Origin of the sequence: Paenibacillus mangrovi, assembly GCF_022898935.1 — a bacterium.
GTDB classification, from domain to species: domain Bacteria; phylum Bacillota; class Bacilli; order Paenibacillales; family Paenibacillaceae; genus Paenibacillus_AQ; species Paenibacillus_AQ mangrovi.
This window is the reverse complement of record NZ_JALIRP010000007.1, coordinates 144,768-168,574: the sequence shown is the minus strand read 5'-3', so window position 1 is coordinate 168,574 and position 23,807 is coordinate 144,768. Positions and strand designations below refer to the sequence as shown.

General features: G+C 45.9%; 22 protein-coding genes. 20 read left to right on the top strand and 2 right to left on the bottom strand.

All coding sequences use genetic code 11. From position 1 onward, the window contains the following. Positions 1 to 49: 49 nt before the first annotated feature. The 17 genes from MUG84_RS17910 (at position 50) to MUG84_RS17830 (ending at position 14,995) form a co-directional block, all read left to right on the top strand. On the top strand, positions 50 to 1,036 hold the full coding sequence (locus tag MUG84_RS17910; protein ID WP_244727233.1) for a phosphotransferase family protein: 987 nt from the start codon (positions 50 to 52) through the stop codon (positions 1,034 to 1,036). After that, a complete protein-coding gene (gene eno, locus MUG84_RS17905) occupies positions 1,029 to 2,348 on the top strand; it encodes a phosphopyruvate hydratase (protein WP_244727230.1) in 1,320 nt (439 codons plus the stop codon). Before MUG84_RS17910 ends, eno begins: the two co-directional genes overlap by 8 nt. A gap of 8 nt (positions 2,349 to 2,356) precedes the next feature. After that, a complete protein-coding gene (locus MUG84_RS17900; protein WP_244727228.1) occupies positions 2,357 to 3,130 on the top strand; it encodes an SDR family NAD(P)-dependent oxidoreductase in 774 nt (257 codons plus the stop codon). A gap of 28 nt (positions 3,131 to 3,158) precedes the next feature. Continuing rightward, a complete protein-coding gene (locus MUG84_RS17895; protein WP_244727226.1) occupies positions 3,159 to 3,953 on the top strand; it encodes an SDR family NAD(P)-dependent oxidoreductase in 795 nt (264 codons plus the stop codon). Positions 3,954 to 3,972: 19 nt separating this feature from the next. Further along, positions 3,973 to 5,196 (top strand): enolase C-terminal domain-like protein, encoded by a 1,224-nt coding sequence (locus MUG84_RS17890; protein WP_244727224.1) that lies wholly within the window; start codon positions 3,973 to 3,975, stop codon positions 5,194 to 5,196. Between the two features lie 24 nt (positions 5,197 to 5,220). After that, positions 5,221 to 6,276, top strand: a complete 1,056-nt coding sequence (locus tag MUG84_RS17885) for a DUF4432 family protein (RefSeq protein ID WP_244727221.1) — start codon at positions 5,221 to 5,223, stop codon at positions 6,274 to 6,276. Between the two features lie 218 nt (positions 6,277 to 6,494). Further along, on the top strand, positions 6,495 to 7,049 hold the full coding sequence (locus MUG84_RS17880; protein WP_244727219.1) for a biotin transporter BioY: 555 nt from the start codon (positions 6,495 to 6,497) through the stop codon (positions 7,047 to 7,049). Positions 7,050 to 7,080: 31 nt separating this feature from the next. Next, positions 7,081 to 8,562: an AMP-binding protein gene (locus tag MUG84_RS17875; protein WP_244727217.1), complete on the top strand. Its 1,482-nt coding sequence runs from the start codon at positions 7,081 to 7,083 to the stop codon at positions 8,560 to 8,562. After that, positions 8,559 to 9,710 carry a thiolase family protein gene (locus MUG84_RS17870; RefSeq protein WP_244727214.1) on the top strand — a complete coding sequence of 384 codons (1,152 nt, stop codon included), beginning with the start codon at positions 8,559 to 8,561 and terminating at the stop codon, positions 9,708 to 9,710. Before MUG84_RS17875 ends, MUG84_RS17870 begins: the two co-directional genes overlap by 4 nt. After that, positions 9,707 to 10,087 (top strand): FAS1-like dehydratase domain-containing protein, encoded by a 381-nt coding sequence (locus MUG84_RS17865; RefSeq protein ID WP_244727212.1) that lies wholly within the window; start codon positions 9,707 to 9,709, stop codon positions 10,085 to 10,087. Before MUG84_RS17870 ends, MUG84_RS17865 begins: the two co-directional genes overlap by 4 nt. Then, positions 10,084 to 10,425: a MaoC family dehydratase gene (locus MUG84_RS17860; protein ID WP_244727210.1), complete on the top strand. Its 342-nt coding sequence runs from the start codon at positions 10,084 to 10,086 to the stop codon at positions 10,423 to 10,425. Before MUG84_RS17865 ends, MUG84_RS17860 begins: the two co-directional genes overlap by 4 nt. Beyond that, complete coding sequence (locus tag MUG84_RS17855) at positions 10,425 to 11,246, top strand: SDR family NAD(P)-dependent oxidoreductase (RefSeq protein ID WP_244727208.1); 822 nt, start codon at positions 10,425 to 10,427, stop codon at positions 11,244 to 11,246. The genes MUG84_RS17860 and MUG84_RS17855 overlap by 1 nt, the downstream gene beginning before the upstream one ends. Next, positions 11,246 to 12,046: an energy-coupling factor transporter ATPase gene (locus MUG84_RS17850; protein WP_244727206.1), complete on the top strand. Its 801-nt coding sequence runs from the start codon at positions 11,246 to 11,248 to the stop codon at positions 12,044 to 12,046. Before MUG84_RS17855 ends, MUG84_RS17850 begins: the two co-directional genes overlap by 1 nt. Continuing rightward, positions 12,031 to 12,891 carry an ATP-binding cassette domain-containing protein gene (locus MUG84_RS17845; RefSeq protein ID WP_244727203.1) on the top strand — a complete coding sequence of 287 codons (861 nt, stop codon included), beginning with the start codon at positions 12,031 to 12,033 and terminating at the stop codon, positions 12,889 to 12,891. Before MUG84_RS17850 ends, MUG84_RS17845 begins: the two co-directional genes overlap by 16 nt. Then, the gene (locus MUG84_RS17840; protein ID WP_244727201.1) at positions 12,881 to 13,684 is read left to right on the top strand and encodes an energy-coupling factor transporter transmembrane component T family protein; all 804 of its coding nucleotides are present in this window, start codon (positions 12,881 to 12,883) and stop codon (positions 13,682 to 13,684) included. Before MUG84_RS17845 ends, MUG84_RS17840 begins: the two co-directional genes overlap by 11 nt. Further along, positions 13,685 to 14,011, top strand: a complete 327-nt coding sequence (locus tag MUG84_RS17835) for a CHY zinc finger protein (protein ID WP_244727199.1) — start codon at positions 13,685 to 13,687, stop codon at positions 14,009 to 14,011. It abuts the gene before it with no gap. Positions 14,012 to 14,026: 15 nt separating this feature from the next. Next, positions 14,027 to 14,995 carry an NAD(P)H-dependent flavin oxidoreductase gene (locus MUG84_RS17830; RefSeq protein ID WP_244727197.1) on the top strand — a complete coding sequence of 323 codons (969 nt, stop codon included), beginning with the start codon at positions 14,027 to 14,029 and terminating at the stop codon, positions 14,993 to 14,995. A gap of 601 nt (positions 14,996 to 15,596) precedes the next feature. On the opposite strand, the gene MUG84_RS17825 is transcribed toward MUG84_RS17830, so the two are convergent. Beyond that, positions 15,597 to 16,472, bottom strand: coding sequence for an AraC family transcriptional regulator (locus MUG84_RS17825; protein WP_244727194.1), 876 nt, complete (start codon positions 16,470 to 16,472; stop codon positions 15,597 to 15,599). Positions 16,473 to 16,590: 118 nt separating this feature from the next. Between MUG84_RS17825 and MUG84_RS17820 the strand changes: the two genes are divergently transcribed. Together MUG84_RS17820 and MUG84_RS17815 are read left to right on the top strand one after the other, a co-directional pair. Continuing rightward, on the top strand, positions 16,591 to 18,711 hold the full coding sequence (locus MUG84_RS17820) for a DUF5054 domain-containing protein (protein WP_244727192.1): 2,121 nt from the start codon (positions 16,591 to 16,593) through the stop codon (positions 18,709 to 18,711). Between the two features lie 42 nt (positions 18,712 to 18,753). Continuing rightward, positions 18,754 to 21,207, top strand: coding sequence for a glycoside hydrolase family 38 N-terminal domain-containing protein (locus MUG84_RS17815; RefSeq protein ID WP_244727189.1), 2,454 nt, complete (start codon positions 18,754 to 18,756; stop codon positions 21,205 to 21,207). 151 nt (positions 21,208 to 21,358) lie between these two features. Here the strand turns inward: MUG84_RS17815 and MUG84_RS17810 are convergent, their stop codons facing one another. Further along, positions 21,359 to 21,910, bottom strand: coding sequence for an NADPH-dependent FMN reductase (locus tag MUG84_RS17810; protein ID WP_244727187.1), 552 nt, complete (start codon positions 21,908 to 21,910; stop codon positions 21,359 to 21,361). Positions 21,911 to 22,237: 327 nt separating this feature from the next. On the opposite strand from MUG84_RS17810, the gene MUG84_RS17805 reads away from it, so the two are divergent. Then, positions 22,238 to 23,800 carry a response regulator transcription factor gene (locus tag MUG84_RS17805; protein WP_244727185.1) on the top strand — a complete coding sequence of 521 codons (1,563 nt, stop codon included), beginning with the start codon at positions 22,238 to 22,240 and terminating at the stop codon, positions 23,798 to 23,800. The last annotated feature ends 7 nt before the right edge of the window (positions 23,801 to 23,807 follow it).

Genomic DNA, 23,807 nt, shown 5'->3' with positions numbered 1-23,807 from the left:
CCGAATGTTCTGGCATTGACATCAGATTATGTAAAGGCAGGCGACTAAAGTGTTAATTTCCTCCGAAGAAGTCAAGGAATACGTAATCAAGACAAGGCTGATCCATCCAGATCACGAAGCTGTAGTTGAACAGTTAGCAGGCGGAGTTTCTTGTCAGGTCTGGAAAATAACTTGCGGTGAAACGAGGCTTGTGCTGAAGCAAGCGCTTGCCAAGTTGAATGTTCAAGCAGAGTGGTATTCCGATGTGAACAGAATTGTGCGCGAAGTTCAAGCGATGAAGTTTCTCACACAACTGCTTCCTGAAAATTCACTCCCGCAAATCGTGCATGAAGATCCGAATGAGCATCTTTATGTCATGACGTGCGCGCCAGAAGGGGCTAAGACTTGGAAAAGCGTGCTTATGGAAGGCCGGTTCTCGGTTGAGGTCGCACGTCAAGCTGGAGAGCTGCTGCGTATGATGCATTTCAACAGCCGAACTGCTCCTCTAGAGCAGATCAAAGTTTTTCAGGATCTCAGCTATTTCGAACAATTGCGAGTAGATCCCTTCTATGTCTACCTGAAACGTCTGTACCCACAGCTTCAAAGCGAAATCGATGACTTAATATGGGAATTAACCGAAAATTCGAGCTGCATTGTACATGGTGATTTTTCGCCCAAAAATATGTTGGTTGACGATAACGATCGAATGATTTTATTGGACTATGAAGTGGCGCATTGGGGAAACCCGGTTTTTGATGTCGCTTTTCTGCTGACCCATTTATTGCTCAAAGGGTGGGGGTTGAAAAGAGAACGTGAGAGCTATGCTCTTATTCAGGCGTTTATGAACGAGTATCAATTAGAAACCAGACATCTGCTTCCTCATATCGGGTTGCTGCTGTTAGCGAGACTGGATGGGAAATCGACGGTCGATTATATCAAGGATGAACTAATAGACATCATCCGTTCAACCGCTATCGCGTGGATCCAATCGACATCCGTTGAGAATCCGCTACCTGTGATTGAAAAAGCACTGAAAGGAGAACCAGAACGTGAATAGAATCAAAAGCATTACAGGAAGAGAAATCTTGGATTCAAGAGGGAACCCCACCGTGGAGGTGGATGTAACGCTTGAATCCGGGCATACCGGACGCATGATGGTTCCATCCGGGGCATCGACAGGACGATTTGAAGCGTGGGAATTAAGGGACGGCGATTCCTCCCGTTTTCGTGGAAAAGGTGTGCAAAAAGCCGTTCATCATGTCAATCATGAGTTGTCTGGAATACTCATCGGTCAAGATGCTGAAGATCAAGCGAATCTAGATCATCGGATGCTGGAACTGGATGGAACGGACAATAAATCGAGGCTAGGGGCAAATGCGATTCTAGGAATTTCATTTGCGGCGGCTCACGCTGTCGCATCTGCGGCTGGCAAACCGTTGTATAGGCATTTGGCTGATATGTACCTGTCCGAAAATGAGCGTTTGTCCATTCCGCTGCCTATGGTAAATATCATTAGCGGGGGACTTCATGCAGGAAAAAATATCGATATCCAAGATTTTTTAATTTACCCCGTCGGTGCAGAAACTTACCCTCAAGCGCTCGAAATGATATCTGCCGTGTACTGGAAGACTCAAGAGCTGATTTTAAAAAAGGGCTACGTCGGTTACTTATTGGCTGATGAAGGCGGATTCGGCCCTGCGCTGTCATCGAATGAGGAAGCGCTAGAATTGCTTTGCAGTGCGATCGAGCTTGCAGGTTTAAAATTGGGTGAAGAGGTAGGTATTGCGCTAGATATTGCTTCGTCGCATTTCTATAACATTAATAACCATGTATACGAGCTTCATTCTGAGCAGCGAATCCTCTCCTCCTCGCAAATGATTGATATGTTAGAACAATGGATTCACCGTTACCCGATCTTGTCTATTGAGGATGGGCTTGCTGAAGATGACTGGGAAGGCTGGCAGGAGCTGACGGCAAGGCTTGGTGGAAAAGTGCAATTAGTAGGGGACGACCTTTTCACTACCAATCCTAATCGTATTCAACATGGGATCGATATCAAAGCAGGAAATGCTGTACTGGTCAAAATGAATCAGATCGGTACCTTAACGGAAACGGTAGCAGCCGTTCGTTTAGCCAAGAGCGCTGGATTTCAAACCGTCATTTCTGCCCGTTCGGGCGAGACGGAAGACGCTACACTCTCAGATTTGGCAGTTGGACTAAATGGCGGACAGATTAAAATTGGCTCACTTGCGCGCTCTTCACGTTTATCCAAATATAATCAGCTTCTGCGTATTAACGAGCAGCTTGGTGGAGCATTCGCAGGTGGGAGTATTTTATCACACACAAATCATTTATCTAAGAAAGGATGATCAAAATCATGAGACTGCAAAATAAAGTTGCTCTAATCACGGGCTCCGGCTCAGGCATCGGAAAATCAACGGCACTGTTGTTTGCGAAAGAGGGAGCTAAGGTCGTGGTGGTTGATTTGGCTGAAGAGAGTGGAAAGCAAACGGCTGCAGAAATTGTACAACAGGGAGGCGAAGCTGTATTTATTCAGGCCGATGTAACAAATGCTGAGGCTGTAGAAAGGATGGTCAATCAAGCACTTGGCCATTTTGGCAGAATTGATATTTTGTTCAACAATGCAGGGATTTCCGGTGTTGGCGCCATACACGAACTTACCGAGGAACTGTGGGACCGCGTGGTGAATGTGAATATGAAAGGCGTGTTTCTCCCTTGCAAATATATCGTTCCTCACATGATGGAAAATAAGAGCGGCACCATCATTAACATGTCTTCGGCGATCGCGGAGATCGGGCTGATGAGGAGAGCGGTATATGCGGCGACCAAAGGAGCTGTGTTGACGCTAACGAAATGTATGCAGGTCGATTATGCCCCTTATAACATCCGCGTCAATGCACTCTTACCCGGTACCATTTTAACCCCGTTTGTCGAGAAGTACTTAAAGGAGTCCTATTCGGATCCTGAAGAAGGTCTGAATACGATTCGAAAGCGGCAGTTAGGAGGAGAACTGGGAAGACCTGAGGATGTGGCGAATGCGGCTCTCTTCCTCGCCTCGGACGAATCGAAGTTTATGATGGGTTCACCTATGTACATTGACGGCGGGTGCACATTTGGGAAAATGGCCTAGATTATGATGAAGAATGAGGAGGAGAGGCATGATGCGTTTTGACGGCAAGGTCGCACTTGTAACAGGAGGGAGCAAAGGAATTGGGCTCGCTGCTGCGCGGTTTTTGGCCCAAGAAGGGGCCTCAGTTGCAATCATTTCTTCTCATGCAGCGACAGACATTGCCAATGAACTATGTGAAATGTTAGGAGATAAGCGGGTTATAGCCATTCAAGCGAATGTTTCGAAGGCCGTGCAGGTACAAGAAGCTGTGCAGCAGACAGTAGATTCATTTGGCGGGATAGATATGCTAGTCAACAGCGCAGGCGTTCAGCGCTATGGCGATGTGGTAGATACGGATGAATCCGTGTGGGATGAAGTGATTGACGTGAATTTAAAAGGAATGTATCTTGCCTCCAAATATTGCATTCCGCAGATGAGAAAACGGGGTGGTGGGGCGATTGTAAATGTTTCCTCTGTCCAGGCTTATGTTGCCCAACAGCAGGTGGCGGCTTATTCGGCCTCCAAAGGCGGAATTAATGCATTGACACGTGCTATGGCGGTGGATCATGCATCGGAAAATATTCGCGTAAACGTGGTATGCCCTGCTTCCGTCGATACGCCGATGCTGCGTTGGGCTGCAGACAAGTTTAAAGGAGAATCTACACAGGAAGAAGTGATCCAATCCTGGGGCAAAATGCATCCGATCGGACGTGTGGGAACAACAGAGGAAGTGGCGGAACTTATCGCATACTTGTGCAGCGATGCAGCTGGTTTTATTACCGGAGCAGATATCAAGGTTGACGGTGGATTGTTAGCGACAGTCGGCGTGAAACTACCGGATTAGTAGAGGAGAGGTTATCAGGATGAAAATCGTAGATATTCGGGCAACGACGATTACCGTTCCGCTCGAAGCGACTTTACGGCACGCGGTAGGCGCGCATTGGGGGCGGTTCGTACGGACGATCATCGAGGTGGAAACGGACGAAGGCATTATTGGGTATGGAGAAATGGGAGGCGGCGGAGAAAGCGCGGAACTCGCTTTTGCCGGACTGAAAAGTTATTTGATCGGTCACGATCCATTTTGCTTGGAACAACTCCGCTTTAAAATATGCAATCCAACAGCAAGTTTGTATAACAATCGGACACAGCTTCATGCGGCAATCGAGTTTGCTTGCCTGGATATTATGGGGCAGAAGCTGGGAGTTCCTGTCCATCAACTGCTTGGTGGTAAAATTCGCGATCACATTCCGTTTGCTAGCTATTTATTTTTCCGTTCTCCGAATAACCCGGGCGGTCCAGGAGAAGTCAGAACTCCGGAGCAATTGGTTCAGCATTGCGCTGATTTGAAGCGGGAGCATGGCTTTACAGTACATAAACTAAAAGGCGGCGTGTTCCATCCAGACTATGAGCTGGAATGCTATCATGCTTTAGCGGCTGCATTTCCGAAAGACAAGCTGCGATATGATCCAAATGCTTCGCTAAACGTGGAAGAAGCAATCCGGTTCGGTCAAGCGATTGAGCATCTGAACAACGATTATTTCGAAGATCCGACATGGGGATTGAACGGGATGCGGCGTGTACGATCAATGGTGCGCATTCCTACAGCGACCAATACAGTGGTCGTTAACTTTGAACAGCTTGCAGCGAATATCCTTGATTTGGCTGTGGACGTTATTTTGCTGGATACGACATTTTGGGGTGGAATCAGGCCTTGTATCAAGGCAGCTGGCGTGTGCGAAACTTTTCAGTTGGGAACTGCGGTTCACTCGTCGGGCGAACTGGGTATTCAATTAGCCACGATGCTGCACATGGGAGCGGTAGTTCCAAATCTGTCTCATGCGGCAGATGCTCACTACCACCAATTGTGTGATGATATCCTGGTCGGCGGCAAAATGAAGTACGTGAACGGAGCAATCCAAGTACCGGATGGGCCGGGCCTTGGCATTAAAGTTGACCGAGAAAAGGTACGTCAATATGCAGAATTATATCGTGAGCTTGGCGGATATTCGTATGATAAAGACCCGGTAAGACCGGATTGGTATCCAATAGTGCCTAATGAACGCTGGGCAGATCATACACGAGGTTAAAAATAGATGTAAGGGGGAAGGGCATTGTCTCGATATCGGCCCCAGCGCAATTACGGATGCAGGATTCATGATCAGAACAGTTACTTTGGTTTACGTACAGTTGTACTGGAAAATGATTTGGTGCGAATATCCATATTAGTGGATAAAGGTACGGAAATTTTCGAGTATTTGTATAAACCGAAGGATCTCGATTTCATGTGGCTTTCCGAAAACGGCGTACAAAATCCGAACGATTATTTACCTACATCTCCTGATCCTGTCTCTACATTTATTGATTATTATCCCGGCGGGTGGCAGGAAGTCTTCCCTAATGGGGGACCGACGAGCGTCTATCTCGGCGCACAGTTCGGGCAGCACGGAGAAGTGGCGCAGATGCCGTGGGACTATGACATTGTTCAGGATACGGCGACGCGTATAGCCGTTCGCTTTCGTGTGAGGACTAAAAAACTTCCTTTTCAGCTGACCAAAACATTAACACTGGATAGCGGATCGGCTACTCTTCTGATTGAAGAACAATTGGAAAATTTGAGTGACATCCCATTACGGTATATGTGGGGACAGCATATCGCGTTTGGCAAGCCATTTTTGGAGCCGGGATGCAACATTATTTTGCCGGATAATGTTAAATTGATAACGGAATCCATCGAATCCCCCGTCTCGAGGCCAGGGAGAGTGAAGCGAGGTGCTTCTTACGAATGGCCGTCTGGAGTGGCTGAAACGGGTAAACTTGTTGATTTTTCCCATCTCCCTGAAAAAGGTACGCCATCGGAGATGATATATCTTACGGGCTTTAGCGATCAAGCGTGGTATCGGATTGAAAATAACTCTCTGAGTATGGGTTTGAAAGTTGAATGGGATGCAGCTGCTATGCCGTATTTGTGGTATTGGCAGGAATACGGTGCAACAGAGTGTTATCCCTGGTATGGCCGGCATTACAATATTGGACTGGAGCCTTTTTCAAGCTATCCTACGCTCGGGTTAGAAGAAGCTGTTCGAAACGATACCGCCGGAGTCGTAAATTCCAGGGAACTTAAAAGCTTTTGGATCAAGGCCGCACCGTATGCGATTCCTCTGGAGTAGTCAGGTGAAAAATTTAAAGGGGTGTATACCTTACCGGTTATACGCCTCTTTTTTATTTTCACCAAGGATTATCCGTTTCCAATACATATCGAAATATAATGTCAACCAGTCAAAAATGTTTAGGTTTACAATTGTTTTACATCAGGCTATAATTGCTATTGCATTAGATGTCGACTCTAATAGAACATAGCTTTCTTAACCTGATCGGAGGTAGCACGTTGAAGACAAAAGAAATGGTATTCGCAGCTTTATTCGCCGCATTTATAGGAGTATTAGGCCTGATTCCACCTATTCCGTTAGGATTTATCCCAGTTCCCATTACCGTACAAACACTTGGCGTTATGCTGGCAGGATGCTTTTTGGGGAAGAAAACAGGTGCGATCAGCGTAATCTTGTTTCTCGTATTAGTCGCTATTGGTTTACCTTTATTATCTGGAGGACGCGGAGGTCTTTCTCACTTAATAGGACCATCCACCGGATACTTTATAAGCTGGCCTATAGCCGCATTCTGTATCGGATTTATGACTGAGAAGGTATGGGCGACGTTAAAAACATGGAAATTAATTGTTATTAATATTGTATTTGGAGTTCTCCTTGTCAATTTAATCGGTGCTCCGGTCATGGCTATCATTACGCATACATCGGTCTGGGCCGGACTAGCAGGTTCTGCTGCATTTTTACCGGGAGATTGTATCAAAGCGATCATCGCAGCCATTATTGCAGTACAATTAAAATCAATTAGTCCAATTGAAGAAAAAGTGCATAACTCATAATGTACGAAATTTGAAATAGGTGTGATGAGAAATGAATCTAGTAATGCCGTTACTGCGCCATGCAGCGCATCATCCGGATAAAATCGCATTATCCCATAACCAAGAGAGGCTTACTTATTCGGCATTGATGCAGCGTGTAAAAAAAATCGCTCATGGTTTACAGCAAAATGGTCTGAGCCATAACAAGATCGCCATTTTATCTACGAATCGCATCGAATTTGTGGAGGTTTTTCTGGGAGCGATCTATGCAGGGTGTGTGCCCGTTCCGATGGATCCAAAATGGAGTAACGCGGAAGTGAACGCCATTTTACAGCAGTGTGAGCCTGGCATGATTTTTGCAGAAACGGCATTTACAAAGCATCTGGTCATGCAGGACAGGGACACCCAGCTTCTCACCTTTACTGCTGAAGAACCGGGATCCTATGACGACTGGTTAGATTCTTTAAAGCCGGAAGCTGAAGTGGATAACACCAACGAATTATTATTTATTGGTTTTACTTCAGGCACAACAGGGACGCCAAAGGGGTATATGCGGACTCATTTGTCGTGGATGACAAGCTTTGAGGCAACGAGTGAAGCCTTCCAGTTGAACAGCATGGAGCATATTTTAGCCCCAGGTCCTCTCGTACACTCCTTGTCGTTATTCGCTTTGATGCAGAGCCTCTACTGGGGTGCGACGTTTCATATCGCCCAGCATTTTGACGCGGGGAAGGTATTGCAGCTGTGTAAACAGATTCCGAATATGATTTTGTTCGTCGTGCCAACGATGATTGAATCGATGATGCAGCACGCGCTCCCTGGTCAAACTCAAATCCAAGCGCTGATTAGCTCGGGCGGGAAATGGTCAGAGGCCTCCAAGAAAAGGAGCAAGGAGGTTTTTGGCGGGTCGAAGCTATATGAATATTACGGCTCTTCAGAAGCGAGCTATATCAGTTATATAGATGTCTATGCTGAAAACAAGCCCAATTCGGTAGGCCGTCCCTTCAATGGCGTAGAGATTTCCATTCGTGATGAACATTTTCAGGAGGTTCCTGTCGGAACCATCGGGCAGCTTTACGTTCGGAGCGGGATGATTTTTTCAGGGTATTATCATTTGCCTGAGGAAACAGCTTCCGTTTTTCGTGATGGATGGCTCAAGCTTGGAGATTATGCGTCGATGGATATGGATGGCTATTTGCATATGGCCGGTCGAGTCAAAAATATGATGGTATCCGGTGGTCTGAATGTTTTCCCCGAAGAAGTGGAAGCTGTGCTGCAGCAACTGCCGGAAATTCAGGAGGTCATGGTGTTTGGAGTGCCGGATGAATACTGGGGAGAACAGGTGACAGCCATTGTGAAATGGAGCGGAGAACAGCGTCTAACTCAAGATGAAATTAAAAAATATTGCCGCCAGCATTTGGCAAGCTATAAAGCGCCGAAGCAGCTCATCACGGTAGATCAGTTCATCTATACAAGCAGCGGGAAAATGGCTCGACATGCGATGAAAGAATACGTGAAAAGAGTGATGATATGATAGAAGCTGTAATTGTCATAGCTAAACGTACGCCGATCGGAAGGATGGGCGGCCAATTGAGTAGGCTTGAACCGGAGGCATTATTAGCGCCGCTTATTCAGCATATTGTATCAGAAACGAATTTACCAAAGACCTGCATCGATGATGTGATTATAGGCAATGTCGTTGGTCCGGGAGGCAATATAGCACGGGTGGCTGCTTTGGAAGCAGGGCTTCCTGTAACGGTTCCGGGTGTAACGATTGATCGGCAGTGCGGTTCCGGCCTTGAAGCTATTAATATAGCGGCACGACTCATTCAGAGTGGCGCAGGCGAGGTGTATTTAGCAGGTGGCGTCGAAAGCACCAGTCGGGCACCGTGGAAAATGGCCAAGCCCCAAACCTTAATGGGTGTGCCGCAGCTTTATACGCGAGCTCATTTCACTCCAAGCTCTTACGGCGACCCGGATATGGGCATCGCTGCGGAGAATGTAGCCCGGAAATTCGCAATTACGAGAGACGAACAGGACCGTTATGCCTTGAAAAGTCATCAGAAGGCTATCCATTCACAGGAAACGGGACGTTTCACTCAGGAAATTGTACCTCTACAAACGGATGGAAAGTGGGTTACCGCCGACGAATGTCCAAGATCCGATACGAGCCTGGAAAAGTTGCAGAAACTACCGCCTGTTTTTCTGGATCAAGGAACCGTAGCCGCCGGCAATGCATGTCCACTCAATGACGGGGCAGCTCTTGTTCTCATCATGTCGCGAAAAAAATGCGAGGAGCTTAAGCTAAAGCCAATTTTGCGTGTGGTGGATGCTCAGGCTGCAGGGGTAGATCCGCATTATTTAGGCATCGGGCCGGTTCCAGCCGTCCAAAAGTTGCTACGCCGTCAGCAGCTAACAGTTAACGATTTGGATATCGTAGAGTTTAATGAAGCCTTTGCCTCCCAAGTGCTGGCCTCATTAAAAGAGCTTCAGATCCCTCAGGACAAAGTTAATCTCGGCGGTGGCGCACTAGCCATTGGCCATCCTTACGGTGCATCTGGTGCTATCTTAATGACGCGCCTATGTGCTGAAATGATGCAACAACCATACAAGCGCGGGCTTGCCACGCTTGGCATTGGCGGCGGAATCGGTCTCGCTACCTTAGTGGAGGCGGTCGAATGAAAAAGCTCCAACATCAGCTGTATATATCTGCCGAGGCGATTACGCAGTATGCGAAAAGCATCGAAGCCCCCGTGCAAATGTTAAACGGCGTTCAGATCGCTCCTACAACCATGCCTATTATTTTCTGGAACGAATTTGATATTCCTTGGCTCAACAAGAATGTTCCCTTAATTCACGGCTCACAGCATTTTTCATACGAGAAACCGATCATGGCGGGCATGACCTTGGATTGTGAATTATCGTTAACGAAAGTGGAGAAAAAAGCAGGCCGTAAGGGGGAGTTGACATTGTTTACCCATAACCTTGTTTGTACGTGCAACGGAGATCTCATTGTCACAGCGGAAACTGTATTAATCTCATTAGGTGATGGAACATGAAAAAACGAATTACAGCTGACGCTGTTCGGCAATATGCCGCCGCTTCCCGTGATACGGCTGCCATTCATCTGAATGCTGAAGCCGCAGCTAAGGCCGGGTATGAGCGGCCCATTGCACACGGAATGTATATTATGGGACTTGCTCAGTCCTTATATTTGGCAGAACATCAGGCGCTATGGATCCATGACTACAGCATGAAATTCCTAAAGCCACTTTTCATAGATACGATGGCGAGCTTTGATTTTGAGGCTTGTGAAGACACAATCCACGTTACCGTTACCACAGAAACTGGCGAGGTGATTGCGTTGGGCAGTTTTTCGGTGAAGGAGAGTTTCTGATGGCGAAAACAGCCTTAATTACAGGCGCGACGCGGGGTATTGGGCGCAGTATCGCCTTACAGCTCGGGACAAGCGGCTATCAAGTGGTCGTCAATGGTACGAAGCAAGCGTTAATTGACGAAGTTGTGAGCGAAATCCGTCAAACTGGTGGTGTGGCAACTGGATACTGTGCCAATGTTTCAGATCCGTCAGCCGTCACGAGAATGGTGGATGCTGTTATTGCGAAATATGGCTGTATTGATGTATTGATCCATAATGCCGGAAATTTACATGACCAGAAATGTCTGCGGATGACGGATGAAGAGTGGCAGTCTGTGCTGGATGTGCATTTGAACGGCGCCTTTTATTGTATTCAGCGGGTATTACCTTATTTTCCGGAACGGGGTGGTGATATTCTTCTGATGACTTCGACTGCCGGATTATCAGGTTCCGTGGGGCAGGTGAATTACAGTGCGGCTAAAGCGGGTATGCTCGGCATGGTGTGGACGCTCGCAGCCGAACTGCAGCGGAATCAGATCAGGGTGAATGCCATTTCACCTGCCGCCTTAACGGATATGACAAGGCCTGTAATCGAGCATCTTCAGCAAAAATACGCCAGCCGAAATGAGCCGTTTCCCGATTTCTGGCAAGTGGGTGAAGCGGATGATGTCGCCCGGTTCGTGGTCGCACTGCTCGCACAGCCGGATAAGGATTTAACAGGTGAAATATTTGGGGTTAACGGTACGAAGGTGACTAGATGGCAAAAGCCAACGCCTGCCTTTTCCGCTAACGGACCAGAGGCATTTTTCGCAGCATGGAACCAGCAGAGGGGAAGGAATTAATGCTTACATTTGATCAAGTTCATTTTTATTATCGAAAAGGACAGCCTGTCATAGACAATATGACCTTTACAATTGAAGAAGGCGAGTTCGTAGCGATCATCGGAAGCAATGGCTGCGGGAAATCCACGATCGCCAAGCTCATGGATGGTCTACTGCTGCCGAAGGAAGGACATGTGAATTTTAATGGTCTGGACACTTCAGAGCCGACGGAACTTGCCCGGATTCATGAGCAAATCGGCTTCGTATTTCAAAATCCGGAGGATCAATTCATCACCACGACGGTTTTGGATGAAGTGATATTCGGCTTAGAAAATATTCGCGTGCCAAGGGAAGAAATTCGCCTTCGCTTAGATCAAGCCTTACAAGCTGTTCAGATGGAAGATTATTTAGAAGCAATGCCGCATCAGCTTTCCGGTGGTCAAAAGCAGCGAGTCGCTATTGCAGCGATACTGGCTATGCGCCCCCAGATTATCATTTTCGACGAGGCAACCTCCATGCTTGATCCCTTGGGGAGGAAGCAGGTGCTATCTATTATGCATGAGCTACACCACCAGGGCTTAACCATCATTCACATCACCCATCATATGGACGAAGTACTGTCTGCAGAGCGCGTCTTGCTGATACATCAAGGCCGGCTAGAGTTTGATGGTGACCCTTCGACCTTTTTTGATACCATATCTGTAACGGACTATCAATTGGACCAACCTTTTGCCGTACGGTTACATAAATTACTTGGTTTAAATGCACCACTGACGGCAGACTGGAAGGAGATGATTCGTTCGGAATGGTCTATGAGCTAAACCAAGTGAGCGTGAGCTATGCCGGTCGCACGGCTCTTCAGGATGTCAGTTGCACCATTCAGGAAGGTAAGTGGATTTCCGTCATTGGTCAAACCGGGGCCGGCAAGTCAACATTCGCCAAAATACTGAAGGGGCTGATACCCGACTTTAACGGAGAATATTTGATGGATCAGCAGTCTATTCCCAGAGATTCCAAAGGGCGGGTAAAGGTTGTCCCGGATGTCGGTTTTGTTTTTCAATATCCAGAGCATCAATTATTTGAGACGACAGTATACAAAGAGCTTGCCTTCGCTCCAAAAATGCAGGGTTATTCAGCTCAGCAGATCGAGCAGGTTATTGAACTTATTTTGCCGCAAGTGGGTCTTTCCAAAGAGATTCTTCCATATGCTCCATTTCAATTAAGTGGAGGTCAAAAGCGCCGCATTGCCATTGCTTCGGTGTTGTTGATGAATCCGAGGCTGCTTATTTTAGACGAACCAACAGCAGGCCTTGACCCATTAAGTCGTGCGGATCTACTGCGGATGTTAAAACAATGGCAGCAGCAAGACAACCGCACGATTCTATTTATCTCACACCACATGGATGATGTTGCTGAATATTCGGATGAAGTGATTGTTTTCCATGCAGGACGCCTAGTAGGGCATTTTGACGCGAGCACTTTATTTTTGGAGAAGACGGAATTGCTCACGGGAGCCCAATTGCCACTGCCTGAGCCTGTACAATTCTTAAAGCTGGTAGAGGAATTAACCGGTCATAAAATTGAAGTAGAGAGCTGCAGAGAGCAGGATATTTTCAAAAAAGTGCTGCCAATCTGGCAGGCCAGAGGTCTTATCAATGGAAAATAGCATATTAATAGGACAGTTTACGGAGACGAATTCCATCATCCACCGTTTGGACCCACGGGCCAAACTTTTAAGTATGATCGTGATTATGCTGAGCTTTCTGATGCTGGAATCGTTTATCAGCTACGTGGTCGCAACCATCTTTGTTTTGATTATTTTAGTAACATCAAAAATCCCGTTACGCATGTTTGGAAGAGGATTAAAGCCGATCTTATTTATTTTGATGTTTACTTTTCTATATAATGTCTTCATGACAAAAGGGACAATCATTTGGTCTTGGTCATTCATTCATGTGACAGTGGAGGGACTGCAAAATGGAACGCGCGTCGTCTGGCGTATTGTTCTTCTTATCTTGCTCGCGTCAGTGTTAACGTTGACTACAAAGCCGTTATCATTAGCCCAGGGGCTGGAGAAGCTGCTGGCACCACTCTCTAAAATAAATGTGCCCGTGGAGCAGTTTTCCTTAATGATCGTTATTGCGATTCGTTTTATTCCAACGATTGTGCAGGAGCTGGATCGTATTCTTTTGGCGCAAAAGGCTAGAGGTTATGATATATCATCCGTCAAACTGCCGAAACGCATTTTTGCGTATATTCCTATTCTTATTCCGCTGTTCATGACGACCATTCAACGTGCCGAACAGCTGACCTCTGCGATCGATGCACGAGCATATGGGAATGGCAAGGGAAGAACCGTTTACAGGCAACTGAAATTTGAACGAACTGATTACTTTGCAATGGGATTAGCCATTGTATTTACGGTGACCCTGCTGTTTTTCAAGATTGGGGGAATTTAGGTGCACGTTTACGGAGCTGTCGTGGACAATGCAACAAGATGTGTTCATTATCATACAGAAAAGGATATTATCGCGATAAAGTTCAAATGTTGCAATCGATATTATCCATGCTACAAATGCCATGAAGAGGATGCGGATCACAGCATTGAGCGCTGGCCGCAGGAGCAGTTTGACGAATTGGCCATCCTTTGCGGCAACTGCCATACTGAATTGACCATCAGACAGTATATGAATGCAGTCAGCTGTCCGCATTGCCATGCCATTTTCAATGAGAGATGTGCCAATCATTATCATATATATTTTGAACAAGCTGCTAAGGAAGAATAATGGGGAGGGATGACGATGAAATGGAACACACGCCTGACGGAGCTACTGCAAATCAAGTATCCCATCATTCAAGGAGGGCTCGCCTATTTAGCGTACGCAGATCTTGCTGCAGCAGTCTCGAACGCAGGAGGACTGGGTCAAATCACAGCCATGAGTCTTTCTAGTGTAGATGCCCTGCGAACTGAAATTCAACGTGTTCGTACCCTTTCTGACAAGCCATTCGGAGTTAACTTTGCCATCGGCATGCATGGTGTCGACTACGTGGATCGGGTGCAGGTTGCAATCGACGAGCTAGTACCTGTTGTGAGCATTACGGGAGGGAACCCTGCCCCTATTCTAGAGATGATGCAGCCTACGGATATCCAAACATTAGTACTCGTTTCCTCACGAAGACAGGCGCAAAAAGCTGAACAACTCGGTGCATCTGCTGTAATTGTCGTCGGGCAGGAGGGAGGAGGGCACATAGGACGTGACGACGTTGGAACGATGGTGCTCGTGCCTCAGGTCGTTGATGCTGTAACAATCCCTGTCATTGCCTCGGGTGGAATCGGGGACGGCCGTGGATGGATGGCATCCCATGCACTAGGAGCGGAGGGAATCGAAATGGGCACACGCTTTATCGCTACCCAGGAATGCGTTGATGCCTCTGCTTCTTATAAAAAGGCCTTAGTAGAGAGTTCAGAGTCGGATACAGCTGTTATCAAACGTTCAATCGGTTCCCCTGGCAGGGTATTGCGAGGCAGCTACATCGATAACATTCTCGCCATTGAACGTGAGACACCTACCTATGAGGCGTTAAAAGATTATATAAGCGGCGAAGCCAACAAGCGCTGGATTTACGATGGCATGAAAGAAGAAGGCTTCGGCTGGGCAGGCCAAGTGACTGGGATGATCCACGATATTCCTACAGTTTCCGAGTTGATCGACCGAATGGTTAAAGAAGCAAAGAGTATTCGTGGAAAATGGGGTGCATTAGAGTTATAAGGTCCCTCCTCTTAGGATATAAATACAGTCAGACAGCAAAAAAATATACGCTTCAAAATCCGCTTGAACCGCGTGACATCCGCACCGACTAACTGCATTGCAGCCGAATGCTGGCACTCCTTAAGTCAGTAGGACGTCGTGAACACAACAACGTTTGACGCAATTAACAAGATTTAAACATTCAAATGACTATATATACACGAACAATCGTTCTTCATTTTAATGGTATAACATGGTAGAATAGAAAAGACAATTGAATCTTGGGTGGGCATATTCAGATAACAACAAGAAAAAGTAAAAACCCACCCAAAGGTTAACGCCACAGGTGGGTTCTTATCCAATTTAGACTCAAGAAGGATAAACCTATCCAAGCCAATTGTTCAGCCGAGTGTTAGCCGCACTCGGCTTCTTTAAAAATATGATAACACAATTGGAAAAAGAAGTGAATTGAAAAAGCGAAATTAAACATTATAGAAAAGACTGAAATTCGAAAAGTAAAATAGCATTTTAAACAAAAACAGATACTATCGCCCCTTAATCATAGAAGTAGCTCAGTCAACAAACGCCCCAGCTTTTTAAACATACTCCACCCGAAAAACCCTCACTTATTTTCCTGACTACGCCATTCCCTGGGGGTCATTCCGATATATTTTTTGAATACAGTCGCAAAGTGCTGACTAGTCTTGAATCCCAGATCGTGTGCAATGTTCGTAATAGACAACGAGGACTGCAGCAGCAACCGACAGGCGCATCCCATTCTTACGCGCTCCATATACAAAGCCGGCGACTGTCCATTGGTTTCCCGAAACACACGATAAAAATGAGATTCGCTTAAACCCAACTCCGCAGCCAGCTGCCTGGTCGATAACCTTAATGCAGGATTCATCTCAATTCGCTTGGCCAGTTCTATGGAAAAATCGTGAATATCAGGAGATTGAAGCGATGCGCTAGAGGAATGCATGAGATGAAGGAAGACCTCAAGCACATGATGGCGCACCTGATACTCCAGTAGCATTGCTCCTGGCTGTTCGATTAATTTTCTTAAACTGCGAAAGGATTCAGCCACTACTTTGTTCGTAGAAATGATCCGTGGTAGATGACGTAGAACTTGGCTAAATTGTTCACGATCCTCTTTTCCTAAAGAAAACCAGCTTCCCGCATGTTGGGGGTCCCGAATAATCATCCACCACATTTTGCATGGCCCGATATAATCAAAGCTTGCTCTATGCAGTTCCCCTGGTCGAGTGTGAAATATTTGCTGCGCATGCATATGATACGTTTCTCCGTTTACGTCCCAGCTAACAGCCCCTTGCTCGATATAAACAAACTCATATGCATTCTCATGTATATGATTACTGAGCTGCTCGGCTTTATTATAATGATCATACCCTAAGAGAACGATTTCGCTTAGTTGTTTCAGTTCGGAATGATCTCCACATTCATATACCCAGCGCTCGTCATGTATGTAAGAAGACATCAATGAACCCTCCTGCATTACTCCTAATGTTTCTGATCCTATTAGATATGATTTAGAAAGTCAAATTTCTTTATAAACCTTACTATGGAGATGAAAAGGATTTTAGGAGGTGATCATTGTGGAAAATCAACCCCATCATATCCACGTGGTATTCAAAACTCATCTGGACATCGGCTACACCGATCTTGCAGAGCACGTCGTTTCACGTTATATGAGCGTATTTTTTCCCAAGGCCATTGAGGCAGCGGAATATTTTGCTGAGCATAAAGAGAAGGGAGAATTTGTTTGGACTACAGGTTCGTGGTTGATCGATTATCTATTAAAGCATGGTAGTGAGAGTGAGAAGTCCAAGACGGAAGAGGCTATTCGCAAGGGTTATTTAACCTGGCATGGTCTTCCTTTTACAACATACACAGAGCTTTTTGATCCGCAGCTGCTGAAATATAGCCTCGGCATATCTAGCGCATTGGATCAGCGATTTGGCAAAAAAACGATTGCAGCCAAGATGACAGATGTTCCTGGTCATACCCGTTCGATGATTACATATTTGGCAAAGGCGGGAATTAAATATTTGCATCTGGGCGTGAACGCATCAAGCCATGTACCTCATGTTCCTGATTTATTCCTGTGGAGAAATAAGGATGGCTCCGAAATCATTGTGCAGTACAGCAAAGATTACGGCGATTCCATCAGGGTAGAAGGTTTATCAGATATGCTGTATTTTGCACATACTCATGACAATCACGGTCCATCATCAGTTCAGCAGATCGAGGACGAATTTGCCCAACTGCGTAGATCCTACCCGGATGCCATAATCAAGGCTTCAACACTGGATCAATACGCTGAAAAGATCTGGGCCCTGCGTGACACGCTTCCGGTGGTAGAGGAAGAAATCGGTGACACCTGGATTCATGGCGCTTCGACGGATCCTTATAAGCTTGCCGCATATCGTGAACTGCTTAGATTGAAGAGCAAATGGTTGAATGAGGGTTCACTTAAGGAAACGGATGACGAATATGCAGCATTTTGCGATGAGCTGATCATGATTCCGGAGCATACATGGGGCATGGACATTAAACGTTATTTGGCGGATTACGCACACTATGACAAGGACGATTTCCAGCGGGCGCGCAAAAACGATAAAACGAATGTTAGCTTGAATCCGCAGGTGTACCGTTTCCTGGAAGAAAATTCACGTGCTGAAATCATTGAAATGTTTGGAGACGAGGCAACTGCGAAGCTGGAAGCACGTTCTTATGGATTAATGGAGAAGTCTTGGCAAGAACAGCGCGATTATCTGGAAAAGGCGGTCAATGCCCTTAGTACTGAAAGAAAAAAGGAAGCAGAATCCGCTTTGGAAGCGCTGCAGCCCAAGAAAATTTCAGTTATCGATGGAACTTCAGAGTTGATAATCGATCAAGCATACCAGTTGGGCTCCTTTCAGGTCATATTTTCTGATGATGGATCGGTCATCGGTTTGCAGGATCAAACAGGCAAGCAATGGGCAAGTCCTAAGAACCGGATTGGGTTGTTTACCTACGAAACATTTGCTCAAGCAGATTATGATCGCTGGTATCAAGAGTATCATGTGCGTTGGGATAAGACTCATTTCTGGGTGGTCGGCGATTTCGGTAAACCAGGAATGGATCTGACAAAGCAGTGGATTAAGCATCAATCGGTTACTCCTAAGTTGGTTTCACTGACGCATCAGCAATCGGTTGAGAAAGACACGGTATGCGCCAAGCTAATTATGCCTAAAGAAGCAGTTGAACAGATGGGTGGCCCAAGGGAGATTATCATAGAATATGTATTTCCTGCCGATGAGTCTATCGTTGAATGCAAGCTCATGTGGTTTGGTAAAGATGCCTATCGTTTACCTGAAGCCTCTTGGATGACGTTCAATCCGGTAGTGAATAATTGTAATTTGTGGGAGCTGGACAAGATTGGACAACTTATCTCTCCGCTCGAGGTTGTACAGGGTGGAAATCGGAATATGCATGCGGTTCATGAGGGCATGTACTATCGTGGCGCAGACGGTGAGGTTACGATTGAAACTTTGGACGCGGCGCTTGTAAGCCCAGGTGAACGGAGATTACTGCAATTCGATCATTCCTTTGCCCCGTTGACAGGAGGTATGCATGTGAATCTGCATAACAATGTTTGGGGAACCAATTTTCCTGCCTGGTATGAAGAGGATGCTCTTTTCCGATTCAAATTGAGCTTTACATCCTATTTATAGAGTTTTTTTAAATACACCCCCAAACATTGGGGATAGGGAGCGATGATGATGACAGACAACAAAAAACCATGGAAACTTTACGCGATCCAACATTCACACACTGATGTAGGCTATACCGAGAGACAGGAGAAGATACAGCAGTATCATGTAGATTACATCCGGCAAGCATTGCATATTTTCGAAGAGATTGAATCCGGACGTCGTCCCGAATGGACGGGCTATAAGTGGGTATGCGAAACATTCTGGCCCGTGGAATCCTTCTTAAAGAAAGCAACGGAGCGGGAGAAGGAGCAATTCAAGCGAGCTGTAAAAAGCGGTACGATCGGTTTGTCTGGAACGTATCTTAACTTTGGTGAGCTGATTGGAAAGGAACTTCTGGAAGCAGTGACCAAGCGGATTACAGACTATGGAAACAGTATAGAGAATCCTGTCCATTGTGCGATGACTGCTGATATTACCGGTTTTGGTTGGGGTTACGGGCAAGTTCTGGCCGATGCTGGGATTCGCAATCTGGCAACCTGTATTCATACACATCATTCGATGTTTCCACTATGGAAAAAGCAAATGCCATTTTGGTGGGAGACCCCAGAGGGGGATCGTATCCTGACCTGGAATGGAGAGCATTATGTGTTTGGTAACGATCTTGGAATAATGCCAGGTTTAGGCGGCTCATATACGATAAAAGATGAGTTTGACACCAGCAGGGGAGTTACGTTCGAAATTGCGGAGGTTCGAATAAAGCGCTATATTGAACGGTTGGCGGCAGACGGTTTGGAAATGCCATTTGCTCCAGTGATGCTGTCGGGCCTTCCGACAGATAATGGTTCACCTAACCCTAAGATGATGGAATTTGTTAACGCATGGAATGAAAAGCATGGCGAGGAAATCTGCATCGTACCGGCTACGCTGGAAGATTTCTTCAATGAAGTTCGGGAATATGCGGAACAGCATCCGGATGCGATCCAGGTTTATCGCGGCGATTGGCCGGATTGGTGGACCGATGGGGCATGCTCAACACCTAAGCATGTGCAAGTATTCCGTGAAGCACAGCGCGTTTATCACAAGGTGAAGCAGCTGGATCCAGATCAGCAGATCATATCAGCGGAACGAATTCAAGAGATGGAGTATGAACTGGCATTATTCGCTGAACATACATGGGGTTATCATTCGTCCGTCAGCGAGCCTTGGAATCCGTTCGTGCAGGAGCTGGGATTGCGGAAGGAAGCATACGCTACGAACGCAAGCAGGCTCGCACATACAGCGCTTTATGACATTTTGGAAGTTAAGGGAGATGCACTTCTGAAGCCTGATCGTCCTATGCGCTTTAAGGTCCATAACCCGTACGACTATGTGCAATCGGATGTTGTCCATCTGATTATGGAGAATTGGCATTACGACCTAATTAAGGAAGGCTTTGAGGTGATTGATGAGCAGGACGGCACTATTTTCCCATCTCAGATGACCTTAGCTCCTCGTGGAGTCATTGTAAGTGCACCCGTATTGCTTCAACCTAAAGAGGAACGCGTTCTGAAAATTCAACCTTTGACGGGACCGCCGACAAAAACAGCATTCCGAAACGACTTCGTCGGCTCGGACCGCATGATGGATATCATACCTCCCGAGGAGCAAGCGATTTATGTCACGCCGACATATATAGAGACGCCTTTCGTCCGGATCAGCTGGAAGAAGGGGCAGGGAATTACGAATTGGATCGATAAACTTACAGATCAGGATATGCTGCGAGCGGATCGGCTGCATGATGCCTTTACACCTGTTTATGATGTAACGAAGGCGAAAGGTTTAGACAGCATGAATGAGGTTCGTAGAAAGATGGGACGTAACCGTAAAGGTCCTGATGCCCTGGTATCCATAGGCAACCTTGTTTCCGCAACGGTGGTCGAAAATGGAGCGGTGTTTGGCAAAGTTCAACTGACTTATGAAGTGGATGGCTGTGACCATTATTCGCTGCTTATTACGGCATATGCGGACCGGCCGCGTGTCGATGTTGCGGTTCGCATCCATAAACACAGTGTCTGGGATCCGGAGAACCTGTATGTGTCGCTGCCGTTTGGAAGCACATCTTCGGCAAGCAATGAACAATTGTGGATTGATAAGGTAGATGCGCTGGAACGTCCTCGCGTGGATCAATTGCCAGGCTCTTTAGCGGATTACTACTGTGTTGGCGAGGGTGTGGCTTACGTAGGCGATACGAAGGGTGTTCTCATTGCAATGCCGGACACCCCGTTAATTCAGCTAGGTTCTTTAGAATATGAATCCCGATTACTGAGTGGTCATGCCAAGCTTGCAGAAGATCCGGCACATCTGTATGCATGGACGATGAACAATTACTGGGAAACGAACTTCGCTGCGACCTTGGGAGGTTTCTATGAATTCCGATACGTTGTGGCATGGGGGAAAGAGTATAATACTCCTCAAAAAGCAATTGAGGCTTGCAGAAGCGTGAACGCCGGCATATTGGCATGGAGAACCCGCTAAGCCCTAGAGATGCTCTTTTACTGGCGGATAAATAAGAATTTGGTTATTCAAGTAAGCACAAACAGAAAGCATACCAGAACACGTAAATACAAGAAAGAGCTATTGGAGAATCTCCAATAGCTCTTTCTTCACCACATCCATCGACTTTGGATTAGCGTAAAGTTTTCAGTGCTCCACTCCAAGCGAGGACTTGATCAAGCATCCCGTTAAGATTGGTAAGGTGCAGATCGGCAGGTTTGAAAACCGCATCAGGTGTAGATATATTTTCAAAATCAGTGAATAAAGAGAGCGCTGGATGCACTCGAACGTCAGCTACAGACAATTCTCCCAAAATGCCACGCAAGTGTTCAGCAGCCCGAGCACCGCCTACTGAGCCATAGCTTACAATACCTGCTGCTTTATTGTTCCACGCGTCACGCGCATAATCCAGCGCATTTTTCAATGATGCACTAATACTGTGATTGTACTCCTGTACGATAAATACAAAGCCGTCCAAACTTGCAAGCTTGATATTCCAAGCGGCTGCTTGTTCTGATGCATCGGCTTCCCCCAGAAGTGGAAGTTTGTAATCTGCGATATCTACAATTTCATAATTGGCATCTTCACGTTGATCCCCGATACTTTTTACCCATTCACCAACTTGTGGACTTAAACGACCTTGACGGGTGCTTCCTAAGATGATTCCGATGTTCAATTTCGACATTGAATTTACCTCCTCATTCTTCTCATATCATTAATGTTCTGTCTTCACTTTCTTTGTCTGTTATCATCATAAACTTCTTAAGTATATATTGTCAAGTAACTAACAAAAAGTTCGCATGAATTCCAAACAAAAATTCCACATTCTACGTTGATACGAATCCATAACGAATTGACGATGCTATACTTCAAAATAGGAGAGTATTAAAGCGTCAGGGGTTAGCAAAGTAACTCATCTTATAATCTTACACTTTTCCTGCTTCTGCTATAATGTATTGTGTAAACGCTTTAAAAGGTACAAGCTGAGAGAGAATGGGGGATAGTCCTTTTTATGAGCGAGCTATGCAAAGTGTTGATTGTTGATGATGAGTTGTTGGTTAGGCAGGGGATCAAACACTATATCAATTGGGAAAAAGAAGGATTTCAACTGGTTGGGGAAGCCTCGAATGGACAGGATGCTTTGCAACTGGTCGAGCAGTTACATCCGCACATCATTATAACAGATGTTGTGATGCCTGTAATGGATGGTCAAGAATTAACACGCAGGGTGAAGCTGCAATATCCAGAGATCGAAGTGATCGTACTTAGCAGCTTCAGTGAATTTGACTATGTTAAATCAACCTTCCAGCATGGCGTGGTAGATTATATTTTGAAACCTAAGCTAGAGTCTGAGGAACTGCTGCGTGTTTTACAGAAGACAGCTGCACTCATTCCTACGCTTCAGTTAAAACCGAATGAACTAGATCATCAATTATCGATTGATCACGTTCTGACTAAAGCGATAACGGGATATGACCTCGAGAGCGAAGACAGTGAGTCTTCTCTACTGGCAGATGTGCTGCCCTACCGTCAATTTGCTCTGCTCGGCATTCAATTGAAGCCTGGACAAGCCAAGCCTAATTGTAAAGGGCTCGAAGATAAGCTTAGAACTGCACTCGAGGCAAATATACAGCAGGAACAAATGAATCTCTATACTGTATATCCGGAGCCTCACATTGCTATTTTTATCATCAACCAGAATCATGTTCACTTGCATGAGATTTCGTGTATGGCAAGCGAAGCGGTAAAAGGGTTTATGAACCAAGATTTGAGAATGTGCTGGGCGCTTAGCGATGTATTCGAGGGCGCTAACAATTTGGCCACGGTCTATCAAGAGCAGATAATTAAGCTTTTCCAATATCAATACTATTTTCCAGAGCGTCTGATTATGGTAAACAATGAATTGCCTAATGCTGAGGCGGTGGATTTAAAATTCCAGTTAAACGGGCTTACAGAGGATTTGAAACGAGGGCGCTATCAAGAAGCTTTTCAGGATCTCCTCGAGCATGCTCAGCGGATGTCCCGCAATTATCGAACGGATATCTATGAGTTCAAGTCCTTTCTCAGCAATATGATTTTTAATATCACCATCATCATGTCCAATATGGGAATGGATATAACGGAATTAGATGAGGCGAAGTATCGATATTTTAAGGCGATTGATGAAGCACTGTATGCGGTACAGACCATAGAATTGCTGCAAACCTTCCTGAATGAAGCTGCGAGCTTTTTTGAAAGTCAGGATCAACACAGCAATCAGAATATGAAACGATTATTGGACTATGTACAGAAGCATTATGCAGAAGCGCTAACGTTGTCCGAAATGGCGAAACATTTTCATTTTAATCCCTCCTATTTATCCAGTTATTTTGCAGCAAATAACAAAGAAGGCTTTAATGAATATTTGAACCGGGTGCGGATTGAAAAGGCAGCTGAATTACTTCGTGATAAGGCAGCTTCGATCTCGGAGATTAGCGGTATGGTTGGGTTTTCGGATCATAGTTATTTTTGCAAGGTATTTAAGAAATTTACAGGTTTGTCGCCTAGTCAATATCGCAGAAACCATAATAACTAGAAAAGAG

Bases quoted from the DNA above. Each gene is read 5' to 3' on its own strand.
- MUG84_RS17900 (WP_244727228.1), top strand. From the start codon at position 2,357: ATGAGACTGCAAAATAAAGTTGCTCTAATCACGGGCTCCGGCTCAGGC.
- MUG84_RS17895 (WP_244727226.1), top strand. From the start codon at position 3,159: ATGATGCGTTTTGACGGCAAGGTCGCACTTGTAACAGGAGGGAGCAAA.
- MUG84_RS17890 (WP_244727224.1), top strand. From the start codon at position 3,973: ATGAAAATCGTAGATATTCGGGCAACGACGATTACCGTTCCGCTCGAA.
- MUG84_RS17875 (WP_244727217.1), top strand. From the start codon at position 7,081: ATGAATCTAGTAATGCCGTTACTGCGCCATGCAGCGCATCATCCGGAT.
- MUG84_RS17870 (WP_244727214.1), top strand. From the start codon at position 8,559: ATGATAGAAGCTGTAATTGTCATAGCTAAACGTACGCCGATCGGAAGG.
- MUG84_RS17865 (WP_244727212.1), top strand. From the start codon at position 9,707: ATGAAAAAGCTCCAACATCAGCTGTATATATCTGCCGAGGCGATTACG.
- MUG84_RS17860 (WP_244727210.1), top strand. From the start codon at position 10,084: ATGAAAAAACGAATTACAGCTGACGCTGTTCGGCAATATGCCGCCGCT.
- MUG84_RS17855 (WP_244727208.1), top strand. From the start codon at position 10,425: ATGGCGAAAACAGCCTTAATTACAGGCGCGACGCGGGGTATTGGGCGC.
- MUG84_RS17850 (WP_244727206.1), top strand. From the start codon at position 11,246: ATGCTTACATTTGATCAAGTTCATTTTTATTATCGAAAAGGACAGCCT.
- MUG84_RS17845 (WP_244727203.1), top strand. From the start codon at position 12,031: ATGGTCTATGAGCTAAACCAAGTGAGCGTGAGCTATGCCGGTCGCACG.
- MUG84_RS17840 (WP_244727201.1), top strand. From the start codon at position 12,881: ATGGAAAATAGCATATTAATAGGACAGTTTACGGAGACGAATTCCATC.
- MUG84_RS17830 (WP_244727197.1), top strand. From the start codon at position 14,027: ATGAAATGGAACACACGCCTGACGGAGCTACTGCAAATCAAGTATCCC.
- MUG84_RS17825 (WP_244727194.1), bottom strand. From the start codon at position 16,472: ATGTCTTCTTACATACATGACGAGCGCTGGGTATATGAATGTGGAGAT.
- MUG84_RS17815 (WP_244727189.1), top strand. From the start codon at position 18,754: ATGATGATGACAGACAACAAAAAACCATGGAAACTTTACGCGATCCAA.
- MUG84_RS17810 (WP_244727187.1), bottom strand. From the start codon at position 21,910: ATGTCGAAATTGAACATCGGAATCATCTTAGGAAGCACCCGTCAAGGT.
- MUG84_RS17805 (WP_244727185.1), top strand. From the start codon at position 22,238: ATGAGCGAGCTATGCAAAGTGTTGATTGTTGATGATGAGTTGTTGGTT.